This window comes from Klebsiella electrica, from assembly GCF_006711645.1.
Lineage (GTDB): Bacteria > Pseudomonadota > Gammaproteobacteria > Enterobacterales > Enterobacteriaceae > Klebsiella > Klebsiella electrica.
Genome location: NZ_CP041247.1, coordinates 2,759,769 through 2,781,958, shown reverse-complemented (window position 1 = coordinate 2,781,958; position 22,190 = coordinate 2,759,769). Strand labels below are relative to the sequence as shown.

At 57.4% G+C, this 22,190-nt stretch carries 21 protein-coding genes and 1 pseudogene; 13 read left to right on the top strand and 9 right to left on the bottom strand.

Features of this window, described 5'->3' with window-relative positions:
- Positions 1-364: 364 nt before the first annotated feature.
- Positions 365-1,282: a M14 family metallopeptidase gene (locus tag Electrica_RS13285; protein ID WP_141964680.1), complete on the top strand. Its 918-nt coding sequence runs from the start codon at positions 365-367 to the stop codon at positions 1,280-1,282.
- A 488-nt stretch (positions 1,283-1,770) separates the two neighbouring features.
- Here the strand turns inward: Electrica_RS13285 and Electrica_RS13280 are convergent, their stop codons facing one another.
- Positions 1,771-2,679 (bottom strand): cation diffusion facilitator family transporter, encoded by a 909-nt coding sequence (locus Electrica_RS13280; protein WP_141964679.1) that lies wholly within the window; start codon positions 2,677-2,679, stop codon positions 1,771-1,773.
- A gap of 155 nt (positions 2,680-2,834) precedes the next feature.
- On the opposite strand from Electrica_RS13280, the gene Electrica_RS13275 reads away from it, so the two are divergent.
- Positions 2,835-3,524, top strand: a complete 690-nt coding sequence (locus tag Electrica_RS13275; protein ID WP_131048996.1) for a VIT1/CCC1 transporter family protein — start codon at positions 2,835-2,837, stop codon at positions 3,522-3,524.
- A gap of 123 nt (positions 3,525-3,647) precedes the next feature.
- Here Electrica_RS13275 and Electrica_RS13270 read toward each other — a convergent pair whose 3' ends face one another.
- Positions 3,648-4,703, bottom strand: coding sequence for an SDR family oxidoreductase (locus Electrica_RS13270; protein ID WP_141964678.1), 1,056 nt, complete (start codon positions 4,701-4,703; stop codon positions 3,648-3,650).
- Positions 4,704-4,800: 97 nt separating this feature from the next.
- Here Electrica_RS13270 and Electrica_RS13265 point away from each other — a divergent pair, with 97 nt between their 5' ends.
- Complete coding sequence (locus Electrica_RS13265; RefSeq protein WP_141964677.1) at positions 4,801-5,688, top strand: LysR family transcriptional regulator; 888 nt, start codon at positions 4,801-4,803, stop codon at positions 5,686-5,688.
- 17 nt (positions 5,689-5,705) lie between these two features.
- Here the strand turns inward: Electrica_RS13265 and Electrica_RS13260 are convergent, their stop codons facing one another.
- The gene (locus Electrica_RS13260) at positions 5,706-6,059 is read right to left on the bottom strand and encodes a DUF1294 domain-containing protein (protein ID WP_141964676.1); all 354 of its coding nucleotides are present in this window, start codon (positions 6,057-6,059) and stop codon (positions 5,706-5,708) included.
- A gap of 222 nt (positions 6,060-6,281) precedes the next feature.
- On the opposite strand from Electrica_RS13260, the gene cybB reads away from it, so the two are divergent.
- Both cybB and Electrica_RS13250 read left to right on the top strand, forming a co-directional pair.
- Entirely contained in the window at positions 6,282-6,809 is a 528-nt protein-coding gene (gene cybB / locus Electrica_RS13255) for a cytochrome b561 (protein ID WP_131048998.1), read from the top strand.
- 100 nt (positions 6,810-6,909) lie between these two features.
- Positions 6,910-7,383, top strand: a complete 474-nt coding sequence (locus Electrica_RS13250; protein WP_131048999.1) for a GNAT family N-acetyltransferase — start codon at positions 6,910-6,912, stop codon at positions 7,381-7,383.
- Between the two features lie 181 nt (positions 7,384-7,564).
- Here Electrica_RS13250 and Electrica_RS13245 read toward each other — a convergent pair whose 3' ends face one another.
- Positions 7,565-7,888, bottom strand: coding sequence for a DUF1493 family protein (locus Electrica_RS13245; protein ID WP_141964675.1), 324 nt, complete (start codon positions 7,886-7,888; stop codon positions 7,565-7,567).
- Between the two features lie 522 nt (positions 7,889-8,410).
- On the opposite strand from Electrica_RS13245, the gene Electrica_RS13240 reads away from it, so the two are divergent.
- The 3 genes from Electrica_RS13240 to Electrica_RS13230 all read left to right on the top strand — a co-directional run bounded on the left by Electrica_RS13240 (position 8,411) and on the right by Electrica_RS13230 (position 10,117).
- Positions 8,411-8,593, top strand: coding sequence for a GNAT family N-acetyltransferase (locus Electrica_RS13240; RefSeq protein ID WP_228267365.1), 183 nt, complete (start codon positions 8,411-8,413; stop codon positions 8,591-8,593).
- 105 nt (positions 8,594-8,698) lie between these two features.
- A complete protein-coding gene (locus tag Electrica_RS13235) occupies positions 8,699-8,974 on the top strand; it encodes a metal/formaldehyde-sensitive transcriptional repressor (RefSeq protein WP_004861424.1) in 276 nt (91 codons plus the stop codon).
- A gap of 24 nt (positions 8,975-8,998) precedes the next feature.
- On the top strand, positions 8,999-10,117 hold the full coding sequence (locus Electrica_RS13230; RefSeq protein WP_100686396.1) for an S-(hydroxymethyl)glutathione dehydrogenase/class III alcohol dehydrogenase: 1,119 nt from the start codon (positions 8,999-9,001) through the stop codon (positions 10,115-10,117).
- Between the two features lie 548 nt (positions 10,118-10,665).
- Here Electrica_RS13230 and Electrica_RS13225 read toward each other — a convergent pair.
- The 4 genes from Electrica_RS13225 to pcaH form a co-directional block, all read right to left on the bottom strand.
- Entirely contained in the window at positions 10,666-13,038 is a 2,373-nt protein-coding gene (locus Electrica_RS13225) for a membrane-bound PQQ-dependent dehydrogenase, glucose/quinate/shikimate family (RefSeq protein WP_141964674.1), read from the bottom strand.
- A 319-nt stretch (positions 13,039-13,357) separates the two neighbouring features.
- Positions 13,358-14,281 carry a LysR substrate-binding domain-containing protein gene (locus Electrica_RS13220; protein ID WP_141964673.1) on the bottom strand — a complete coding sequence of 308 codons (924 nt, stop codon included), beginning with the start codon at positions 14,279-14,281 and terminating at the stop codon, positions 13,358-13,360.
- Between the two features lie 170 nt (positions 14,282-14,451).
- A complete protein-coding gene (gene pcaG, locus Electrica_RS13215; RefSeq protein WP_100686399.1) occupies positions 14,452-15,072 on the bottom strand; it encodes a protocatechuate 3,4-dioxygenase subunit alpha in 621 nt (206 codons plus the stop codon).
- Positions 15,069-15,809 (bottom strand): protocatechuate 3,4-dioxygenase subunit beta, encoded by a 741-nt coding sequence (gene pcaH / locus Electrica_RS13210; protein ID WP_131049003.1) that lies wholly within the window; start codon positions 15,807-15,809, stop codon positions 15,069-15,071. The genes pcaG and pcaH overlap by 4 nt, the downstream gene beginning before the upstream one ends.
- A gap of 242 nt (positions 15,810-16,051) precedes the next feature.
- Between pcaH and hglS the strand changes: the two genes are divergently transcribed.
- Positions 16,052-17,395, top strand: coding sequence for a 2-oxoadipate dioxygenase/decarboxylase HglS (gene hglS, locus Electrica_RS13205; protein WP_141964672.1), 1,344 nt, complete (start codon positions 16,052-16,054; stop codon positions 17,393-17,395).
- A gap of 68 nt (positions 17,396-17,463) precedes the next feature.
- The gene (locus tag Electrica_RS13200) at positions 17,464-18,972 is read left to right on the top strand and encodes a carboxylesterase/lipase family protein (protein WP_141964671.1); all 1,509 of its coding nucleotides are present in this window, start codon (positions 17,464-17,466) and stop codon (positions 18,970-18,972) included.
- Here Electrica_RS13200 and Electrica_RS13195 read toward each other — a convergent pair.
- A complete protein-coding gene (locus Electrica_RS13195) occupies positions 18,959-19,807 on the bottom strand; it encodes a LysR family transcriptional regulator (RefSeq protein WP_141964670.1) in 849 nt (282 codons plus the stop codon). The two genes, Electrica_RS13200 and Electrica_RS13195, sit on opposite strands and share 14 nt — an antisense overlap.
- Positions 19,808-19,878: 71 nt before the next feature.
- On the opposite strand from Electrica_RS13195, the pseudogene Electrica_RS13190 reads away from it, so the two are divergent.
- From Electrica_RS13190 to Electrica_RS13180, 3 genes and pseudogenes are all read left to right on the top strand, one after another.
- Positions 19,879-20,053: pseudogene (locus tag Electrica_RS13190) on the top strand (hydrolase); the annotation flags it as partial.
- A gap of 128 nt (positions 20,054-20,181) precedes the next feature.
- A complete protein-coding gene (locus Electrica_RS13185; RefSeq protein WP_100686404.1) occupies positions 20,182-21,351 on the top strand; it encodes a pyridoxal phosphate-dependent aminotransferase in 1,170 nt (389 codons plus the stop codon).
- 17 nt (positions 21,352-21,368) lie between these two features.
- Entirely contained in the window at positions 21,369-22,142 is a 774-nt protein-coding gene (locus Electrica_RS13180) for a transporter substrate-binding domain-containing protein (protein ID WP_142255897.1), read from the top strand.
- Positions 22,143-22,190 lie beyond the last annotated feature (48 nt).

Sequence of the window (22,190 nt, the reverse complement as noted above, 5' to 3'; positions counted from 1 at the left end):
CGGGCTTGATGAAGGCCACCGGTTCCCGTTGAGGATGATCACTACTTTACGTATTCCCCGCGGAGAATAAATAACGTTTGTTTAACATAATGCATCAAATAAATTGATTGAACGGGGACGGATTGCCCGGGTCGCTGCCGCCTGGGCGGCAGGAACCGCGTCCGCCTCCGTATTCAGTCTGCTGCGCCGGGAATCTGGTGTTGAGCGGCCGCAGTCGCTGGTGCCCTTGCGGCGATATGGGCTTTAATTCTGAGATTGAGCAATTAGCCAACGGCAGATGGCCCGATCTGTTTGCATCGGCGGTTCCCGGTGGTACGCTGCATCTCTTTTCCCGCACCCGATACTCTTGTTCTCTGAGCGACATATGACCCTGAATCAGTTTTATCCAATCGGTACCCCGGGGCAACCCTGGACAGCAGACGAAATACAACAGTGGCGGCAGAATCAGACCCGCTCCAGGAGCTATCAGCGCGATGTGTCAGAGGTGCTCGATGGCCTGAAGCACCGCTACGACATCATTCAGTATGGCGAACTGCATTACGCCGATGATGTTTATCCGTTGAGGGCGGTAAAATCAACAAACTGGGACGAGACTCTGCCGGTGGCGCTGGTGACGGGCGGCGTCCACGGGTATGAAACCAGCGGCGTGATGGGTGCCCTGACGTTTTTAACTGAGTATCAGAATGAGTATGCGGGAAAAATCAATTTACTGGTTGTTCCCTGCGTCAGCCCCTGGGCTTATGAGCGTATTTCCCGCTGGAACTACGATGCCGTCGACCCTAACCGGCAATTTTTCCCGGAGGGCGCCGCGGAGGAGTCGCGGGCATTGATGAGACTCATTTCCCCGCTGAAAGGGCGGTTCGCCGTGCATGTGGATTTGCATGAAACGACCGATACGGACGAGAGCGAATTCAGCCCCGCGCGGGCAGCCAGAGACGGCGTGGCGTATACACCGGAGAATATTCCCGATGGCTTCTACCTGGTCAGCGACGAGCGCAATTCAAGACGGGATTTCCAGAGCGCATTGATTTGCGCCGTTGCGCAGGTGACGCACATTGCCCCGTCGCTCCCCGGCGAGACCGTGCTCGGTTATCCGGTCATCGGTCATGGCATCGTGGAGTATGACAATAGCGCCTGGCATCTGTGCTCGACCATGACCGGCGCGCCGTTTACCACCACCACCGAAGTCTATCCCGATAGCGCGAAAACGTCCCCGCAGGAGTGTACCCGGGCGCAGGTTGTCACCGTCCGTCGGGCCATCGAATTTGCATTATCGCAGTGATTTATCCGAGCGGGCGGATATCGCCCGGTCTGCCAGCGGGTCTTCTGATTGGTCTTTATCGCAGGGGCCTGGCGCAAATGACCGGTTGCCATCACCACAATAAAATTGTCATGATAATAATCAGCGTTTGCCAGTTGCTATGAAATCAAACGCTGGCTTTTGACGATATCAGCGGGGCCAAATGGCGACTGTTTAAGTCAATTATTACGGGTAATAAACAGATAATGGATTATGATTTCGGGTATTCATATTTCTGTATTTGTGACGGCTGTTATTCAGTTTATCTTTATTGTGCCAGTTAATACTTTTATTGCCCGTGTCGCGCCATAAAATCCCCGGTGAGCAAAAGTGATGGCCAGACTCCTGAGCGGTAAGGTAACGGTTCTGAGGGGGCATGCTGATTCAGATACCCTCGCAATCGGACAGGAGCCTGCTGCGCACGTCTTCGGAAACCCTGTGCGGAGAGCAGACCTGAGTGCGTCTGCGTACTACGCCCCGTGATATAACGTTGCGACTGGAAAGGGATCAATGTGCACCATCACATTCAGTACCCCGTGCTGGTGTAAAACCCGTTCCCGTGCCGCCACCGCTATGTCGTGACCATCCCTGACCGAGAGGTGTTCCGGCACCTCCAGGTGCACATCGACAAGGATGAGATCTCCCACCTTACGTGTTTTCAGATCGTGAAGCCCGGCGACCCCCGGCGTTGACAGCAGAAGCGCTTTGATTTCATGTTCCTTATCGCTATCCGTCGCGCGGTCCATCAGGTCATGCATGGCGTCGGCAGCGAATGAGTAGCCCATGCGCAGGATCAGTAACCCGACCACCAAAGCCGCCGCCGGATCAAACCAGGGATACCCGGCCAGTGTCCCGGTAATACCGATAGCGACAACCACCGATGAAGCGGCATCAGAGCGGGCATGCCATGCATTGGCCATCAGCAGGGAGGACTGGAGACGAATGGCCACCCTGCGCATATAGCGGAACAGCGTTTCCTTGATAGCGAGCGCGGTCAGCGCGACCCACAGAGCGGTAACATGCACCTCAGAGAGTGACTCAGGGTGGAGTAATTTCCCGCCAGCCGACCACAGCATACCGGCGCCCACGGCCATCAGCATCATGCCGAGAATCATTGAAGCACCGTTCTCGTACCGCCAGTGACCGTAATGGTGGTCACTGTCCGAGGGTTTACGGCTCTTTTTATTGGCCAGCAGTACCACAAAATCTGCCACTAAATCAGAAAGAGAATGAATACCATCAGCAATTAAACCTTGAGAGCCGGAAAATATACCGCTAAGAATTTGCATGAGCGACAAAATAATATTAACCAGCGCACTGATTAATGTGCTTTTTTGCGCTACTTTTGAACGTTCATGATACCCATTATCATTCCGCATAAAACAGTCCGCTTAAATAAATAATCTCAGACACGGGATTATACTGGCGCAATCTTAATGTAAGGTTAATGATGAAAGAATAAATTGCGGATGAAGCGATTTTTATATATCGGCGATGCCGGAATGACTCATTTCCTGAGTAAAAGGAAAACAACATGCATCTGGAACGACACAGTATCGGAAAAGTAGGCTGGCTGAGAGCGGCAGTGCTGGGGGCGAATGATGGCATCGTCTCGACCGCCAGTCTGGTGCTCGGGGTCGCCGCGGCGGGCACGTCGTCGTCGGGGATCTTACTGGCCGGCGTGGCCGGACTGGTTGCGGGCGCGATGTCGATGGCAACCGGCGAATATGTTTCCGTCTCATCGCAGGCGGATAGCGAACATGCGGCGCTCAGTCAGGAAAAAAGAGAGCTTGCGGCAAATTATGAAGAAGAGGTGCAGGAACTGACTTCGCTGTACAGACAGCGAGGACTGGAACCGGCCCTGGCGCGCCAGGTTGCGGAACAACTGATGGCGAAGGATGCGCTGGATGCTCATGCCCGGGAGGAACTGGGGCTGACGGAGACAAATTCTGCGCAGCCGCTGCAGGCCGCGATGTTTTCAGCGTTCAGCTTTTCCGCCGGCGCGTTGCTGCCGGTCATCATTGCATGGTTAGCGCCTGCAGGTCTGGTTTTGCCGTTGGTTATTCTCTCCACGCTTTTTTCGCTGGTTATTCTTGGCTATATCTCCTCCGTTGCGGGTAATGCCTCTGCGATAAAGGCAATAATAAGAATCACTTTCTGGAGCGCAATGGCCATGGCTATATCAATGGCGGCCGGTTCTCTCGCCGGACAGGTGATGGCCTGAATGAGCGCTTAGCGCTAGCAGATTGAAACAGCGGTCGTCCCGGGGGGGTCGGGCGGATCCCCCCGGTAGCCCTTTCCGGAACTCGCGGGCGCGTCCCGCTTTTCATTTCAGGGCTGCGCGCGGTCAGGGGATAATGCGCGCCTTTCTGAGCTGCGAGAACAGGTTGAAAAACATTTCGTCGGTTGCCTGCATCCGCGAGAAACCCGCCCGGCGCAGCTTGCTGCCATCGCCAAACATGTCGTGATTCCAGCCAAAGACGAAATCGGCAAAATTGCCATCGCTGAGCCGTAAAAGCTCCGGCTCCACCAGCCGCTGTCCGGCAAGCTCGCGCCATTGCGCGCGGTAGTCCTTAAATAACTGCTGAAAGGAGAGCCTGACCGGCGGGGCGACCTCCAGCGCGAACCAACGTGCGATCAGCGGCCACAGTTCGCTCCAGCGCCAGACGTCACCGTTATTGACGTTGAAAACCTGATTCTGTGCCGCTGGCGAGGTGGCTGCCCACAGGGTCGCCTCCGCCAACAAGCCGGCATCCGTGAAATCGACGATGCTGTGCCAGGTCTGAGGCGAACCGGGAAAGCGCAGCGGTAGATTCAGAGCCCGGCACAGCGAGGCGTACAGGGCGATGCTCAGGACGAGATTCATGGTATTGCCCGCCACCGCGCTACCCACCACGCCAGGCCTGATGGCATTCCAGTGCCACGTTTTACCCCGTTGAAAATGGCTGAGCCACGCGAGCTGGGCGGCGTTAAATTCAGCGCCAGGGACGCCAGGATCGCTTTCACGCGCCGGAGTTTTAAACGGTCCAAGATGCGCGCCATAGACCTTGTATCCTTGCATCAGACTGACCGCTTGCAGCGGAGCCGTGTTCTCGACTTGACTGACCAGATTACGCAGCATGGTGACGTTCGGGGCTACCATCTCCGTCCAGGTCGCGGCATTGACCCAGGCGCTGTAAAAAATATGGGTGATATCGCTAAGGGGCCGCAGTGCCCGCACGCTGTCCTCGGCATCGAGTAAATCAACCTCGACCATCGCAATGCCGTCAGGGTGGGCGCGGGCATGGCGGCTCAGTCCGATGACCTCCCACCCATGCCGCACAAGCGTTTTGACGAGCTGGCTGCCGATAATACCGTTGGCGCCGGCAACCAGCGCGACTTTCTGTTGCCGTGTTTTATTCATCGTGTTTCTCCAGGGAAGGTGACAGAAACAGTGTGATATATTATTTTTTTTCCACATATCCCCTGAAACTGATGGCACTTATAAGCAGAATCATTAAATGAATAATAAGCTTAACGCCATAGCCACTTTTTTACGCGTAGCCGAAGCCGGTTCCTTTTCTGCGGCCGCTCGCCAGAGCGGGATGAAGCAATCTGCCGTCAGTCAGCAGATTGCGGCGCTTGAGGAGGAGCTCGGCGTGGTCTTGCTACGTCGTACCACGCGGGTGATGGCGCTGACTGAGCAGGGAGAGCGCTACCGGCACGATATGCAGCTTGTGCTCGAGGCGATGGGGGAGGCGGAAAGGCGGTTGATTCCTGCCGAACAGCCGTTTCAGGGCCGGGTACATGTGCAGTTGCCGAGCGGACTGGGGCAGATCGTCATGCCCCATCTGCTGGCGCTGCAGAAAAAGAATCCAGGCTTACACCTGATGCTGTCACTGGATGACCGCATCGCCGATCTGGTTACTGAAGGGGTGGACGTCGCGCTGCGGCTGGGCCATGAGCCGCCGCAAACGCATGCGGCGCGCGTGCTGGCGCGTATTGAAACGGCGCTCTTTGCCGCGCCTGATTTTACGCCGGTGCATTCCGTCAGCGAACTGGCTGCGCATCCGCACGTGCGGTTCAGCGCTATCCCGCTGGAAGCGCCGCTTCGCCTGCTCTCGGGGCAAGACGCTGTCGATGTGAAAGTGAATACCGTTTTCCGCGCCAACACCAGCGAGGCGCTGCGACAGGCGATTGAATCAGGCCTCGGTATCGGCGGTATGCAGCTTCCGCTTGCTGCCAGGGCGGTGCAATCCGGCAGGCTGGTGCCGGTATTACCCGCCTGGCGCTTGCCTGACCGCTTCCTCTACGCCGTCTATCCCGACGCTCGCTTTATCCCCCGGAGAGTCAGAAGCATTATCAGGGCGATCGAACCCTTACTGCCGGAGATTACGGGCACTATCTGACGGTGAGACGCTGGCGTTCACGAGGCGTTAAAAGGAGAGAATGGGGCGAACTGACAGAGCGCCAGCGTCGCCAGGAGACTCAATATCACACTGATGATGAAGTAGGTTTTAAACGGCTGCTTTTGCGTTTTATGGCGGAAGAGCTGTTGACCGGCTATCGCGCCAGGCCATCCGCCGACCAACCCGAATATCAGCAAGGTCGACTCCGGCACCCGACGCCAGGCCTTGCGCGCCGCCATTTTATCAATGCCGTAAATCACCAGCGTCAGTACGCTGGCCAGCAGGAACCACGTGACATAAGGGTGCGGAGCGAACAGGCTACCGGTAGCCGCGCAGACCAGGAGTAAATAACAGAAGCGATTGAGATTCATACCATTAGCCAGCCGCGTTCGGTGAATGTTGAGGGCGAATTATACGCAACCGGCGGGCGGAAAACACCCCGGCGATAGTGGCGCGGAGAAGAGGTGACTTCATTGTTTCTTCTGGAAATATATGTTTATCGACAATTGTTTCTTATAAGTACGTAAAAGTTAATGAATTTTTAATAAAAGGTCGTTATGTTGTCGGCATCACAGTTTTGTTAAGGGTTTACCATGCGCGATAAATACACTGGCCTGCAGACAGGTATCCACTGGCTGGTCTTTTTATTGGTGGTCGGCGCCTATGCCACCATGGAGCTGAGGGGCTTTTTCCCCCGCAGTGACCGTCCGGTCATTAATATGATTCACGTTTCCTGCGGGGTAGCTATCCTCGTGTTGATGATCGCGCGCCTGCTGGTCCGGCTGAAATACCCGGCGCCGCCGATTGTGCCAAAACCGTCACCGATGATGACCGGTTTTGCTCACCTGGGCCATCTGATTATCTATCTGCTGTTTATCGCCCAGCCGATTGTCGGCATGGTGATGATGTATTACCGCGGCAATCCGTGGTTCGCCTTCGGCCTGGCCATGCCCTTTGCGGCGCAAAGTCAGTTTGAGCTGGTGGATACGCTGAAGGGCGTGCATAGCCTGCTGGCGAACACCGGTTACTTTATTATCGGCGCGCACGCGCTGGCCGCACTGTTGCACCACTATCTGTGGAAAGATAATACGCTGCTGCGGATGATGCCGCGTAAGCGCTAATCACGCCCGACCAATTGACCCGCTTCCGAGCGGGTTTTTTTTATTCCTTTCGCCGCAGGCTGTGGTAGAACTGATACGGACTGAGGAAAAGGGGAACAATATGAAAGTCAGACTTGCTACGCCGGATGAGGCGCCTGCGCTATGGATAATCCGCAATCAGGCCATCCGCAACGGCTGTCGTGAGAGTTACGCAGCTGCGGTTCTGGAGGCCTGGACGCCGGATACGATGCCGGAAGGGTATCGCCATGCGGTGTGCGATAACCCCTTTTATGTCGTTGAAGAAGAGGGCGGGCAGCCGGTGGCAACCGGCTATCTTGATCTCCGCGCGGCCAGCGTGGAAGCCATCTTTACGTTGCCGGAATGGGGCGGAAAAGGTTGCGCCGGCATGATTTTGACGGCCATTATCGCCGACGCGCGACGGCGGAATTTCCGTCGTCTGACGCTGGAAGCGACGCCGAATGCAGCCGGTTTTTATCTGCGCCATGGTTTTGTCGCCGTGCGCGAAAAGCTGCTGCCGTCAACGCTGGCGAAGGCGGATTTACGCTGCGTGGAGATGGCGCTTCAGCTCCACTGATAGCAACGGCTCGCCGCTGTACTACGGTTTAAAGTGATGTTTCAGTTTGCCACTTTGCTTAATAAAATATCGTCCCCCTCCGAATAAAATCGATAGACCATTTTCGTGATTGCTGCGCGTAGAGAAGGGAAAAGCCCGAGCTGTAAATGGCCTCGGGTAAGGACTGCAGTAAAGCGGGGTATTAGTCATATAACCAGCGTCCGGCATTGGCTGATTCTATAATCATCTCAACAGTGAGCGGTTTGATTTTTATATCTGGTTTTTTTTGCCAGAAAGGGTACTCATATTCGATGTAATTTGTGCTTTCAAACGTTGAATAGTCAATGTTGAAATGCTCGAATATGTCTAACAAAAAATCTTCGGCATCTTCAGGAAAAAACCAAAAATCGCCCTGTAAAGTCCATTCCTTAGTAACTTGTTTAAAGCCTGGTTTAAACCAAGGAATTCTTATCGGGTATCGCTGCATAATGTACCCGATAACCTCCGCTTCATAGTCTCTTTCCATTAGAACGAAGTCCACTGTATACGGTCAATTGGTGGCTGTTGAGAGCTTGCCTGAAACGTGAATATAAGGTTGCCTAATCAGAATCATGCTCACACCTTCCGTGCCATCCCTAAAGCATCTGCAAGTTGTTCAATAACAACCCGATCGAACAGCCCACCGGCCGTTACGTTAGGGTGTCCGCGATAACAGTATGTCCTGTTCCTCGCTTCTGTTGTGTCCATTTACTATAAATCTTTTTTTTATTTCGATCTATAAATAATGATATATATCATGGTGATATAAATATTTTTGGCATTCCCTGAGTAAATGATTGATGGTATATGCTGCGCATATAACCAGTATTTATTGGAGGGGGCGGCTTCGTTATGACGAAATCGAATCGGTATTTTGGTCAGCAATGAAGAGAGGTTTTCGAGATACACAGCCCTTGTACCTATGTGATGCAGCATGAAGCTGTTTCAGGGCGTGAAGGGATTAAACCCGGTTCACGACTTGTGACAGAGATGGGAAGCAAAGCCTGCGATGACTCACATTACCGCCGACGCACGGCGGCGGAATTTCTGTCGTCTGACGCTGGAAGCGACGCCGAATGCGACCGGTTTTTATCTGCGCCACGGTTTTGTCGCCGTGCGCGAAAAGCTGCTGCCGTCAACGCTGGCGAAGGCGGATTTACACTGCGTGGAGATGGCGCTTCAGCTCCACTGATAGCAACGGCTCGCCGCTGTGCTACGGTTTAACGTGGTGTTTCAGTTTGCCACTTTGCTTAATAAAATATAGTATACCCCCCTATACAATATTGAGGGCGTCATCGTGCCACATTCACCTGAAGACAAAAAACGCGCGCTCAGTCGCGTACGTCGCATTCGCGGGCAGGTTGAGGCCCTGGAAAGGGCGCTGGAGTCCGGCGAATCCTGCATGTCGATTTTGCAGCAGATTGCCTCTATCCGCGGAGCGACCAACGGCCTGATGGGCGAAATGGTCGAAATTCATCTCCAGGATGAGCTGGTCAGCGGCGAAACGACCCCGGATCAGCGCGCGGCCAGAATGGCGGAAGTCGGCCATCTGCTACGATCCTATTTAAAATAAATCACCACGAAGGAAGAGACGGTTATGAAATCACGTGCAGCTGTCGCGTTTGGCCCAGGCCAGCCGCTGAAGATTGTTGAAATTGACGTTGCTCCGCCGAAAAAAGGCGAAGTGCTGGTCAAAATTACCCATACCGGCGTCTGTCATACCGATGCGTTTACGCTGTCCGGTGACGATCCGGAAGGCGTATTCCCGGCCGTGCTGGGTCACGAAGGCGGTGGTATCGTGGTCGAAGTTGGCGAAGGCGTCACCAGCCTGCAGCCTGGCGATCACGTTATCCCGCTGTATACCGCAGAGTGCCGCGAGTGCAAATTCTGTAAATCCGGTAAAACTAACCTCTGCCAGGCGGTACGCGCCACCCAGGGGAAAGGTCTGATGCCGGACGGCACTACCCGTTTCTCCTATAACGGCGAGCCGATTTACCACTACATGGGCACCAGCACGTTCAGCGAATACACCGTGGTAGCCGAAATTTCACTGGCGAAGGTGAACCCGCAGGCGCCGCTGGATAAAGTCTGTCTGCTGGGCTGCGGCGTGACCACCGGTATCGGTGCCGTTCACAACACAGCGAAAGTCAAAGAGGGCGATACTGTGGCGGTGTTTGGCCTTGGCGGGATTGGTCTGGCGGTCATTCAGGGCGCAGTACAGGCGAAAGCCGGGCGTATTCTGGCGGTTGATACCAACCCGGAAAAATTTACCCTCGCCAAAGAGATGGGCGCGACCGATTTTATTAACCCGAATGATTATGATAAGCCGGTTCAGGATGTGATCGTTGAGCTCACCGATGGCGGCGTGGACTTCAGCTTCGAATGTATCGGCAACGTCAACGTGATGCGTGCGGCGCTTGAGTGTTGTCACAAAGGCTGGGGTGAGAGCGTGATTATCGGCGTTGCCGGTGCGGGTCAGGAGATCAAAACCCGTCCGTTCCAGCTGGTGACCGGGCGCGTATGGCGCGGTTCGGCGTTCGGCGGGGTGAAAGGGCGTACACAGCTGCCGGGGATGGTTGAAGACGCGATGGCCGGTAAAATCGACCTCGATCCGTTTATCACCCACCGCCTGCCGCTGGAGCAGATTAACGAGGCCTTTGATTTGATGCACGAAGGGAAATCGATTCGTACCGTCATTCATTTTGGCGAGCATTGATTTTCAGGCGTGAAAATAACCCGGGCATGCCCGGGTTATTGCTAAACAGAGTTTACCCCGCCGCAGATTTGTATACCCATTTCACCCCCGCCGCAGTTCGCGATGCCCCGTGTCGGGTGGCGGCTGGCGCCTGACCCGACCTACAAAGACGTCGTTTCCTGCAGGACCGCGCAAACACCGTTCCGCTAGACCCGTGCAAGCGTTGTTCCCGGTAGGCCCACGCAGGTACTGTTCCTGGTAGGCCCGTGCAAGCGTAGCGCCGCCGGGCAAATCGCCGACGTTCGCCGGTTGCCAGTAATCAGGGCCCCGTGCGGGGCCCTGAGCGTGGTGATCAAAGGGTTTAGCGATTGGTTGGTTTCGTCGGGTGGCGGCTGGCGCCTGACCCGACCTACAAAAGCGTCGTTTCCTGTAGGCCCGTGCAAGCGTTGTTCCCGGTAGGCCCGCGCAGGTACTGTTCCTGGTAGGCCCGTGCAAGCGTAGCGCCGCCGGGCAAATTGCCGATGCTCGTCGGTTGCCAGCAATCAGGGCCCCGTGCGGGGCCCTGGTGTTTACTTCTGTTCCGGTAACGCGTAGGCGATGATGTAATCGCCGCGATCCGGAGACTGACGAGCGCCGCCGGCGTTGATGATAATGTACTGTTTGCCGGTTTTTGGCGAAACGTAGGTCATCGGGCCGGACTGACTGCCGACCGGCAGACGAGATTTCCAGATCTCCTTACCGTTGGCGGTATCAAATGCGCGCAGGTAGAAGTCCTGAGTCCCGGCGAAGAACAGCAGACCGGACTGGGTCGACAGCGATGCGCCCAGCGTCGGCATCCCGATGGGGATCGGCATATGCATGCGAATACCCAGCGGACCGGTATCTTCAACGGTGCCTACCGGCACCTGCCACACCAGTTTACCGCTCTTCAGATCCACGGCGGACATGGTACCGAACGGCGGTTTCTGGCACGGAATACCCAGCGGCGACAGGAAGCGCTCACGCATTGCGCCGAACGGCGTCCCTTCCATCGGCACAATCCCCATCTCAATGCCGCTGGCATTTTTGGCGACTTTTTCACGCGGAACCATATAGTTCGCCAGGCCCAGGCGCATATCGTTGACGAACATCAGGCTGTTGTTCGGATCCACCGAGACGCTGCCCCAGTTCATGCCGCCCAGTGAACCCGGATACTGCAGCGAACGGTCTTCGCCCGGCGGCGTGAAGACGCCCTGATGACGCATGGCTTTAAAGGCGATTCGACAGATCAGCAGGTCCACCGGCGTGGCGCCCCACATATCCGACTCTTTCAGGGTGTCATTGCCAATCATCGGCATGCCCACGGAGTAGGGCTGTGTCGGAGAGTAACGTTCGCCTTTAACCGTTCCGGCGGGCACCGGGCGCTCTTCCACTTTCGCCACCGGTTCCCCGGTCGCGCGGTTGAGCATAAAGATCATCCCCTGCTTGCTGGTCTGCACCAGCACCGGCGTGGTGCCGCCTTTCCCGTCGGGGAGGTCATACAGCAGCGGTTGTGACGGCAGGTCGAAGTCCCACAGATCGTGGTGGGTGGTCTGGTAGTGCCAGCGCACCTGGCCGGTCGTGGCGTCGACGGCGACGATCGAGGAGCTGTATTTGTCATCCAGCGCGGTTCGTTCACCGCCGAAGAAGTCCGGAGTGGCGTTGCCGGTTGGCAGATAGATCAGGTTCAGCTTCGCGTCATAGGACATTGCCGACCAGACGTTTGGCGTCCCGCGGGTATAGGTCTGCCCCTCCGGCGGCAGGCCGGTCAGCGCCGGGTTACCCGGATCCCACGCCCAGGCCAGTTTACCGGTATGGACATCGTAGGCGCGGACCACGCCAGGAGGCTCGCCGGTAGAGAAATTATCCGCCACGCGGCCGCCGACAACGACGACGTTACCGGCAACCAGCGGGGTGGAGGTTTGCTGATAGTAACCCGGTTTGATTTCACCCATCCCGACGCTCAGATCGACGATACCGCGATCGCCGAAAGCCTCACAGGTCTTGCCGGTATCGGCGTCAATCGCGATAAGACGGGCATCGGTGGTCGGCAGGAACAGACGCCGGGCGCAGGCGGCCGGCTGAACGTCACCCGTGGCGGCGGCCTGGGCGTGGCTGTCTTCGTAATAGCCGAGACCGCGGCAGCGCTGCCAGTTTGGCGCGGTGGCTTTTGCATCATAGCGCCACTTTTCTTTTCCGCTATCGACATCCAGCGCCAGCACTTTGCTGTACGGCGAACAGACATACAGCGTATCGCCGATTTGCAGCGGGGTGTTCTGGTCTTCCGCGCCGGAACCGTTGCTTTGCGGGATATCGCCGGTATGGGCGACCCAGGCAACCTGCAGCTGGTTAACGTTCTGTTTGTTAATCTGATCAAGGGCGGCAAAGCGGTCGCCGTGGGTGGTGTTACCCCAGTGCTCCCAGTTCTTCTGCTGTTCGCCCGGAGCAACCGGTTTGACCGGTACGGCTTGCGTAGCGCTGACCAGCGGCTGTGATTTGAACATCCAGCCAAAGCTGGCGGCCAGCACGACGGCCAGCACCGCAGCCAGGCCAAACGCCGGGCCTTTCTTCGTCGGCTGGGCCGAAAGATAGGGCCAGACGAGCACCGAGAGCAGCGCCAGCGCGCCGAAGGTGAACAGGCGCGAGAACAGCGGCCAGTAGCTCCAGCCGGCATCGCCGATCGCCCAGACGATGGAGGCGATGAAGGCGATGGCATACAGCGCAATGCCGATGCGACGATTGCGGAAGATAAGCACGGCGGCGATAACCATCACCAGACCCATGATTGCGAAATAGAGGGTGCCGCCCAGCGTGGCGAGCTTGATCCCAGGAATACCGATAGCCAGGCCGATGATGAGCATCAGCCCGGCGAGAAGCCACTGCAGGATCCGGGGGAATCCTCGCGGCACGTTGCCAGTTGCCATTTTGTCTCCTTAACCATCCGTTCTCAGATGCGAACCAAATGAATCAAAAAATACGCGGGTGCTTTTGAGTGAAGTGGAATGTGCTTTCATGTTAGCGGCATTCACAGGTGCTATTGATTTCGAATGAACCATTTGGTGAAATCGAAGTAATGATAAATCTGTTAATGAAGTTTGCGCAATTGTTAATAAACAATACCGCATTAATTGATTAGCACGCTGATCTTCCTGCCTGGCAACGGCGGTCAAAAGCCTGATGGCTGGCGAGAAAGCTGGGCGGAGAAGGGCCGGACAGGGCGTCAGGTGCCATATCCGGCGTTGATCATGTCGGCATGGATTTGCGAATGGCGCTGAGTAAGGTTTGTGCGCCGGATGAGAAGGCGGCATCGACGCGCGTCAAAATACCGATCGGTTCCCCTGCGCCCTGCGTGGGCACCGGCAGGGCGGTCAGCAGCCCGTGGCGCAGGTCGTCTTTGACCGCGCCGGAAGGGACGAACCAGATGTAGTCATAATCCACGGTCAGCTGACGCGAGAGCGACGCGGAGAGGGTTTCGATACAGCCGGCGGGAATTTTGCACCCCTGACTTTGCAGCAGCGTTTCCGCATTCTGCCGCGGAATCGTGCCTTTGGGGGAGACGACGACCGGCCACTCCATCACCCGACTGAGGGTCACGGTTTCCTGCAATAGCGGATGACCGGGGCGCACCACCAGCTTCAGGGATTCGAGAAACAACAGTTCGTAGTTGAGGCCGCTCATCAGCTCCGGGTCAGACATGCGCCCGATCCCAATATCGATCTCTCCCGATTTTAAGCCCGCCAGCAGCATGGTGTTGTTCATGGTCGCGACCTGCAGGGTGATATCTTTTTGCTGCTTATGAAACTGGCCGATGACAGTGGGCAGAATACCTAACGCGGCGGTCGGGAGTGCGCCGATACGCACCACATCGTTATTCAGCCCCTCTTTGCGGTTAAGCGCCTGGCCTGCGGTATTCAGCGCATCGAGGACCTTGACCGCATGGGTGAGAAACTGTTCACCGACCAGCGTCAGCTGGGCGCCCAGTCGCCCGCGCTCGAACAGTCGCGTACCGGTCAACTGCTCCAGTTCATTGAGCGTTTTTGATAACGCAGGTTGGCTCAGATTGAGTGTTTCAGCCGCACGCCCCAGCGTTCCCTGTTGAGCGACGGCCACGAAAGTATGTAGATGGCGCAAGCGAATGCGCTGACTAAAAAGACCATTTTTTTCCATAAGTGATGTTAAAAACAGAGCGCTGTGGGTGACAAGCGAAGTTATTGGAATTTGATAACCTGATAGCAAAATATTATTAACATTTCACCCTCTTGTATTACAAATTTTTTATTTTGCTGAAAAAACAGACGCCCCGAACCTGGTCGGGGCAAAATCGGACGGAAAGTCATTCAAATATCGAAGAAGACGGTTTCGTTTTCACCCTGCAGGTGAATATCAAAACGGTAGACGATTTCACTGCCGCGCACCTCGCGTTGGGCAATTAACGTCTGGCGACGCACCTCCCACTCGATCAGATTCAGCACCGGATCGGCCTGGTTCGCCTCCTGCTCGTCGGAGAAGTACATCCGCGTGTTGAGACCAATATTGATGCCTCGCGCCACCACCCATAAATTGATGTGCGGCGCCATCATCCGGCCATCGCGACCAACGACGGCGCCCGGCTTGATGGTCTCAAAACGCCAGATGCCGGAGGTAAAGTCTGAGCAGCTGCGGCCCCAGCCGCGAAAGGCCGGATCACGCTTTTTGTCCTGCTGGCGATCGTCGGGGTGGTGATAGCGCCCGGCGGCATTGGCCTGCCAGAGTTCGAGCAGCACATCGCGCACCGGCGTCCCGGAGCCATCGATCACCCGGCCTTCGATAGTAATGCGCTCGCCTTCGGTATCCGGCGTGGTGAGCTGCGGACCGAAATTCTTTTCAAAAATATGAAAACCGGCGGCATCGGGGGCGAGGCCGATATGTACATAGGGACCAGCGGTCTGCGAGGCAGTTTCGGCTAAATACTCTTTCATCGGGCGGCCCCCTGAGTGCGGTTTTCAAACAGCGTCGCGCGATGACCGCGCAGCACAAGATCAAAGCGGTAGGCGAGGCAATCCAGCGGCACGGCGGCATGGGTATCGAGTTCGGCAATCAGCGTGCGAACCGCCTCGTCGTTATTGATGGTTTTGACGATCGGACACTGTTTAATTAACGGATCGCCCTCGAAATACATTTGCGTAATCAGGCGCTGCGCCCACGCATCCCCGGAGAGGGAAAAGTGAATATGCGCCGGGCGCCAGTCGCTGACCTGATTACGCCACGGATAGGGCCCCGGCTTAATGGTGCGGAAGCAATAATAGCCGTTTTCATCCGTCAGTACCCGACCGCAGCCGCCAAAATTGGGGTCGATGGGCGCCAGATACTGATCCTTTTTATGTCGATAGCGGCCGCCAGCGTTGGCCTGCCACACTTCGACCAGCGTGTTTTTCATCGGGCGGCCGAAGCCGTCGCGCACGTAGCCGTGGACAATAATACGCTCGCCAATAGGCAGACCTTCTTTGGCGTAATTAAGGATCAGGTCATTATCCAGCGGCCCGAGATCGTCGTGGCTGAAGACCGGGCCGGTAATTTCAGACAGGGAATTCTGCAGTGAGATCAGCGCATTGCGCGGCGAGCGCAGGACGCTGGTTTTGTAGCCCGGGGCATAGGCGGGCGGGTGACTGCTATAGTCGCGATGCACGACCTCGCGCGGTGACCATTTATCATTCATAGGGTAGCGGCTCCGTTTTAATCGGTAGAGGGCTTGTTATTGTCATATCGCCAGAAACAGTGTGTGTAAATGCTTTGTTAATTTAAAGTGAAATTAATGGTCGTTTTACATAACCCACGGTTATGCCCAGCGCCGCCCGGATGACAGAGGCAGGTTATCCTCATCACAATTTGTAAATTCTTCCCGCCGTCGCCAGCGGTCTTTTCTACACTCCAGGAAGTATTCACTGGAGGTAAGGCATCATGGCGAACACCATCACGGCAGATGAGATTCGGGAAAATTTTTCGCAGGCAATGTCGGCAATGTACCAGCAGGAAGTTCCACAATACGGGACGTTACTGGAGCTGGTGGCCGACGTAAATCTGGCGGTGCTGGAACATAATCATGAACTGCATGAGCAACTGGCGAATGCCGATGAGCTGTCGCGGCTTAACGTCGAGCGCCACGGTGCGATCCGCGTTGGCACGGCGGAGGAACTGGCGACGCTGCGGCGTATGTTTGCCATTATGGGGATGTTCCCCGTCAGTTATTACGACCTGTCGCAGGCCGGCGTGCCGGTACACTCCACCGCGTTTCGTCCGGTTGATGATGCGGCGCTGGCGCGTAATCCGTTTCGTATTTTTACCTCGCTGCTGCGCCTGGAGCTGATTGCCAACGTTGAGCTGCGCCAGCGCGCGGCGGCGATCCTCGCCCGGCGCGATATTTTTACCCCCCGTTGTCGCGAACTGATTGCGGTGCACGAAGAGCAGGGCCACTTTTCCCCGGCGCAGGCCCGGGAATTTGTCCGTGAAGCGCTGGAGACGTTCCGCTGGCACAGCCACGCAACGGTGGACGCCGACACCTATCATGCGCTGCATAATGAGCACCGGCTGATTGCCGATGTGGTCTGCTTCCCCGGCTGCCATATCAACCATCTGACGCCGCGCACGCTGGATATCGACCGGGTGCAGGCGCTGATGCCGGGGGGCGGAATTGTGCCGAAGGCCTTGATTGAAGGGCCGCCGCGTCGTGAGGTGCCGATTCTGCTGCGCCAGACCAGTTTTAAGGCCCTTGAAGAGCCGGTGATGTTTGCCGGAGAGCATCAGGGGACCCACAGCGCGCGTTTTGGCGAAATAGAGCAACGCGGGATTGCGCTGACGGCAAAAGGCCGGGCGCTGTACGATCGCTTGCTGAGCGAGGCTGGCGTTGGCAAAGACAACCTCAACCATCAGCGCCATCTGCAGGAGGTATTCAGCCAGTTTCCGGACAGTGAGTTTCTGCTGCGTCAGCAGGGGCTGGCGTGGTTCCGCTATCGTCTGACCCCCGCCGGGGAAGCCCATCGCCATGCCTTTGGCCCCGGCGACGATCCGCAGCCGTTGATCGAACGCGGCTGGGTGGTGGCGCAACCGATTATTTATGAAGATTTTTTACCGGTGAGCGCGGCAGGAATTTTCCAGTCGAATCTCGGCAATGAAACTCAGGCCCGCAGCCACGGCAATGCCAGCCGTGACGCCTTTGAAACGGCGTTGGGTTGCCCGGTACTCGATGAGTTTGCCCTCTATCAACAGGCGGAGGAGCGCAGTAAACGCCGTTGCGGTCTGCTCTGAAACCGGTACTCTGCTGACATGAATCATTGACGACAGTCAGTAAGACCGTCAGTAAAAGGAAGCAGGTCATGCAGAACCCGTCCACCCCACTGGTCAAAACCCGGCAGGGGACGTTATCCGGTATCACTGAACAGGGCATTCATCTCTGGCGCGGCATTCCCTTCGCCGCGCCGCCGGTCGGCGATCTTCGCTGGCGCGCGCCGCAACCGCCCGCGCGCTGGCAGGGCGTGCGCCAGGCCGATACCTTCTCCGCCGCCAGCTGGCAGGATATTGAGTACTGCCGTGAGCTGGGCGGCGGCGATCCCGGTCGCTTTTCGGAAGATTGTCTCTACCTCAACGTCTGGGCGCCCGCCGGGCGTACTCAGCCGCTACCGGTCATGGTCTGGCTGCATGGCGGCGGGTTTACCATCGGCGCCGGTAGCCTGCCGCCTTACGATGGCAAAGCGCTGGCGGCCCGCGACGTGGTGGTGGTGACCGTCAACTATCGGCTGGGTCATCTCGGGTTCTTCGCCCATCCGGCGCTGGAAGGGGAAGATGGCGAGCGGGTGTATAATTTTGCCCTCCTTGACCAAATCGCCGCGCTGCAATGGGTGCAGGATAACATTCACGCTTTTGGCGGCGACGCTACCAACGTCACCCTGTTTGGTGAGTCGGCCGGGGCGCGCAGCGTGCTCTCGCTGATGGTATCGCCGAAATCCCGCGGCCTGTTCCATAAAGCCATCATTCAGAGCGGCTATACGCTGCCGGATCTGCCGCGAGAAAAAGCGCTGGAGAAAGGGCGTTTGCTGGCGGAACACTTCTCGTTGCCGCAGGCCAGCGCCGCGCAGCTGCGGGCGATTCCGGCGCAGGCGTTCTGGTCGCTGACCGCGCCGCTGAATACCGGGCCGGCGCCAATCGTCGGCGATGCGGTGCTACCGCAGTCGATGCTGGAGGTCTTTTTTGCCGGTCGACAGCATCCGATGCCGGTGATGGTTGGCTCTAACAGCGACGAGGCCAGCGTGATGGCGGTGTTTGGCGTCGATATCGCCGGGCAGATCCAAAAACTGCGCCGCGAGCGGCGCTTTGGCCTTGGGCTGATCAAACTGCTCTATCCCGGCGTGAAGGGGGATGAGAATCTGGGGCGCGAAGTGTGCCGCGATATGGCCTTCACCACGCTGGGCTACGTGGTGATGCAGGCCCAGCAGCGGGTCGGTCAGCCGTGCTGGCGCTACTGGTTTGACTATGTTCCCCACGGTGCCGAGGAAAGCTGTCCGCACGGGGCGTGGCACGGCGACGAAGTGCCTTATGCGTTTGACACGCTCACCCTGGCCGAGCCGGTGCGCACCTACGCCAGCGAGGAAGACCGCGCGTTTGCTGCTCAGGTCGCCGATTACTGGGCGAACTTCGCCCGCCTTGCCGGGCATCGCTGCAGCGAACTGCCGGGGGTGGTACGCTGGCCCGCCAGCCTGCGCGGGCGCGATCGTTTGCTGCGCATCGGGCTCCATAAACGGGCCGGGTTTAAGCTGGAAAACCGCTTTATGCGCGCCCGGCTGGCGCTGTTTCGCCGGGTGATGCGCCACCACGTTACGCTGGATTAACCAGCTCCTCCCGAAACCGCGCCAGACCGTCGGCTTTGCTCTGCGAACTGCGGACCACCAGCCGGTAGCTGGCGCCGGTTTTTACGCTGAAGGCGAAAGGGCGCACCAGACGGCCGGCGCGCACATCTTCAGCCACCAGAGTGGCGTCAGCCATGGCGACGCCCAGCCCCTGCATGGCAGCGGTAATCGCCAGATCCATGGTATCGAAGTGCTGGTTTTTACGCATTGGCGGCGGGGCGTCCGGGGAGGATGCCGCCAGCCATAGCGACCAGTCGGTCTTATCGCGGGTCGGGTGCAAAAAAGTGACGTCGTTCAGCCTGTTGTCGCCGGTCAGGGCCGCGCTGCTGACCGGCGTCAGCGCCTCTTCAAACAGCAGATCGCCGACGCTGTGGTGAGTCCCGAAGACGATGGCGGCGTCATAGGGTTCGGTCCTGAAATTGACGCCGTGTTCCGTGGTGGTGGTCAGGGCGATTTGCAGTTCCGGGTGACGCCGCTCGATGCTGACCAACCGGGGAACCAGCCAGCGAATGGCGCAGGTCGGCGCCTTCAGGCGCACCACGGTCTGCTGTTGACGAGCCTGCTCCGCTACCGCGAGCAGATGGCCGAAGGCAGATTGCAGCTCGGGATAGAGCGCGCTGCCCTGCGGCGAAAGATGCAGCCCGCGCGCGTGGCGGGCAAAAAGCGGGAAACCAAACCACGCCTCCAGCGCCGCTATCTGGCGGCTGACGGCGCCCTGAGTCAGGCAGAGCTCGCGCGCGGCATGGGTTAAGTTAAGGTGCCTGGCGGTGACCAGAAAGGTTTCCACGGCATGAAAAGGCAGGGCGCTTCGCGACATCTCATCTCCAGCTATGCATTTTGATCATGGACAGTATGCCTGCTTTGTTCCGCGAATGGGACCCGGTATTTATCGACCCGCAAAAATTCAAGGACAACGTGCTGGCGCTGGGGATCTGGCTAATTATGTCGGCCTGCCGACCATCCTGACCCCCGCGTTGAGAATGGCCCGAACGGTCCGCGGCTGCCGGAGCTGACAGCGCCGTTCCCGGACGCGCCCTGTATTGCCCGTCCGGGGAATATCAATGGCCGGGCTGGCCGTCTCTTTTCTCAAGGTATGAGCAAAATGCATGGCTACTATGACAACAATTCGGTTGTCGCCGGGGAATGCATTGGATTGAATGGTTATGCAAATAAAATGAGAAAGGATTAACTATGAGTCTCCGTTCCCCGCTGACTACGCGCTCCAAACTGCCGGATGTCGGCACGACCATTTTTACCGTGATCGGTCAACTTTCCGCTCAGCACCATGCCATCAACCTTTCTCAGGGCGCGCCGAATTTTGCCTGCGATGCCCGGCTGGTTGCCGGAGTCACGCGGGCGATGGAAGAGGGGCATAACCAGTATGCGCCGATGACCGGCCTGCCAGAGCTGAAGGAGCGAATTGCCGGGAAGATTGCCACCCTGTACGGTACGCGCTATGACGTAGACCGCGAAGTCCTGATTACCGCCAGCGCCAGCCAGGGGATCTACTCGGCTATCGGCGGGCTGGTGCATCCGGGCGATGAGGTTATTTACTTCGAACCCTCTTTCGATAGCTATGCGCCGATTGTCCGTTTGCAGGGGGCGACGCCGGTGGCCATCAAGCTGACGGTGCCTGACTTTAGCGTCAACTGGGATCACGTTCGCGCCGCCATCACCCCGCGCACGCGGATGATTATCGTCAATACGCCGCATAACCCCAGCGGCCAGGTCTTTTCCCGCGCTGATTTAGATCAGCTGGCGGCGCTGACGCGCAATACCGATATCGTGATTTTGTCGGACGAAGTGTATGAGCACGTGGTTTTTGACGGTGAACACCACCACGGGATGGCGACCCATCCTCAGCTGGCTGAGCGCAGCGTCATCATCTCATCGTTCGGCAAGACCTACCACGTGACCGGTTGGCGCGTGGGCTACTGTGTTGCGCCGGCGGTGCTGATGGATGAGATCTGCAAGGTTCACCAGTTCCTGATGTTCTCCGCCGACACGCCGATGCAATACGCCTTTGCCGGGCATATGACCGATCCCCAGTCCTGGCTTTCGCTGGCCTCGTTCTACCAGCAGAAGCGGGATCTACTCCGCCAGCTGCTGGCTGATTCACCATTCCGCCTGTTGCCGAGCGCGGGCTCTTTCTTCATGCTGGCCGACTACAGCCATTTCAGCGATGAAAGCGACAGCGAGATGGTGAAGCGGTTGATAACCGACTATGGCGTGGCGACGATCCCGCTGTCGGCGTTTTATACGGATGGTACTGATAACAAATTGATTCGCCTCTCTTTTGCTAAAGATGAAGCCACGTTGCGGGCCGGTGCGCAGGCACTGTGTCACGTTAAGCCGCGTTAAGGAGCCCCATGATGAAGATGAAAATTACCGCTCTTACCCTCGCTTTGGGGATGATGTCTGCCTTCTCTGCGTTTGCCGCCGACGAACTGCGCTACGGCGTGGAAGCGGAGTATCCACCGTTTGAAAGCCGCAACACGGCTGGGGAGCTGGAAGGTTTTGATATCGACCTCGGCAACGCCATTTGCCAGGCGGCCGAGCTGAAATGCAGTTGGGTGGAGACGTCGTTTGATGCGCTGATCCCGGGGCTGGTGGCGAAAAAGTTCGACGCCATTAACTCGGCGATGAATATCACTGAACAGCGGCGCAAAAGCATCGATTTTACGCAGCCGATTTATCGCATTCCCTCGCAACTGGTCGGTAAAGCCGATAGCGGCATGACGGCTACCCCGGAAGGGTTGAAAGGCAAAACCATCGGTGTGCTGCAAGGGTCGATTCAGGAAACCTTTGCCAAAGAGCACTGGGAGAAGCACGGCGTGACGGTGGTGTCCTACAAAGATCAAAATATGGCGTGGGCGGATCTGCTCAACGGCCGGATCGATGCTTCGCTGGTGATGTCTGCCGCCGGGCAGGCCGGTTTCCTCAGCAAACCGCAGGGTAAAGGCTTTGGCTTTATCGGCAAACCGGTGGCTGACGATACGATTCTCGGCAGCGGGATCGGCTACGGCCTGCGCAAAGGCGACGAGGCGATCAAAAAACAGCTCGACGCGGCAATCGACAAGGTTCGCGCTGACGGCACCATCACTCGTCTGGCGGCCAAATACTTCCCGGGGATTGATGTGAGCATCAAATAATCGCTTTTTGCGCTCGGCTACCGACCGCAGAGCAGCCTGCAGGCTCTT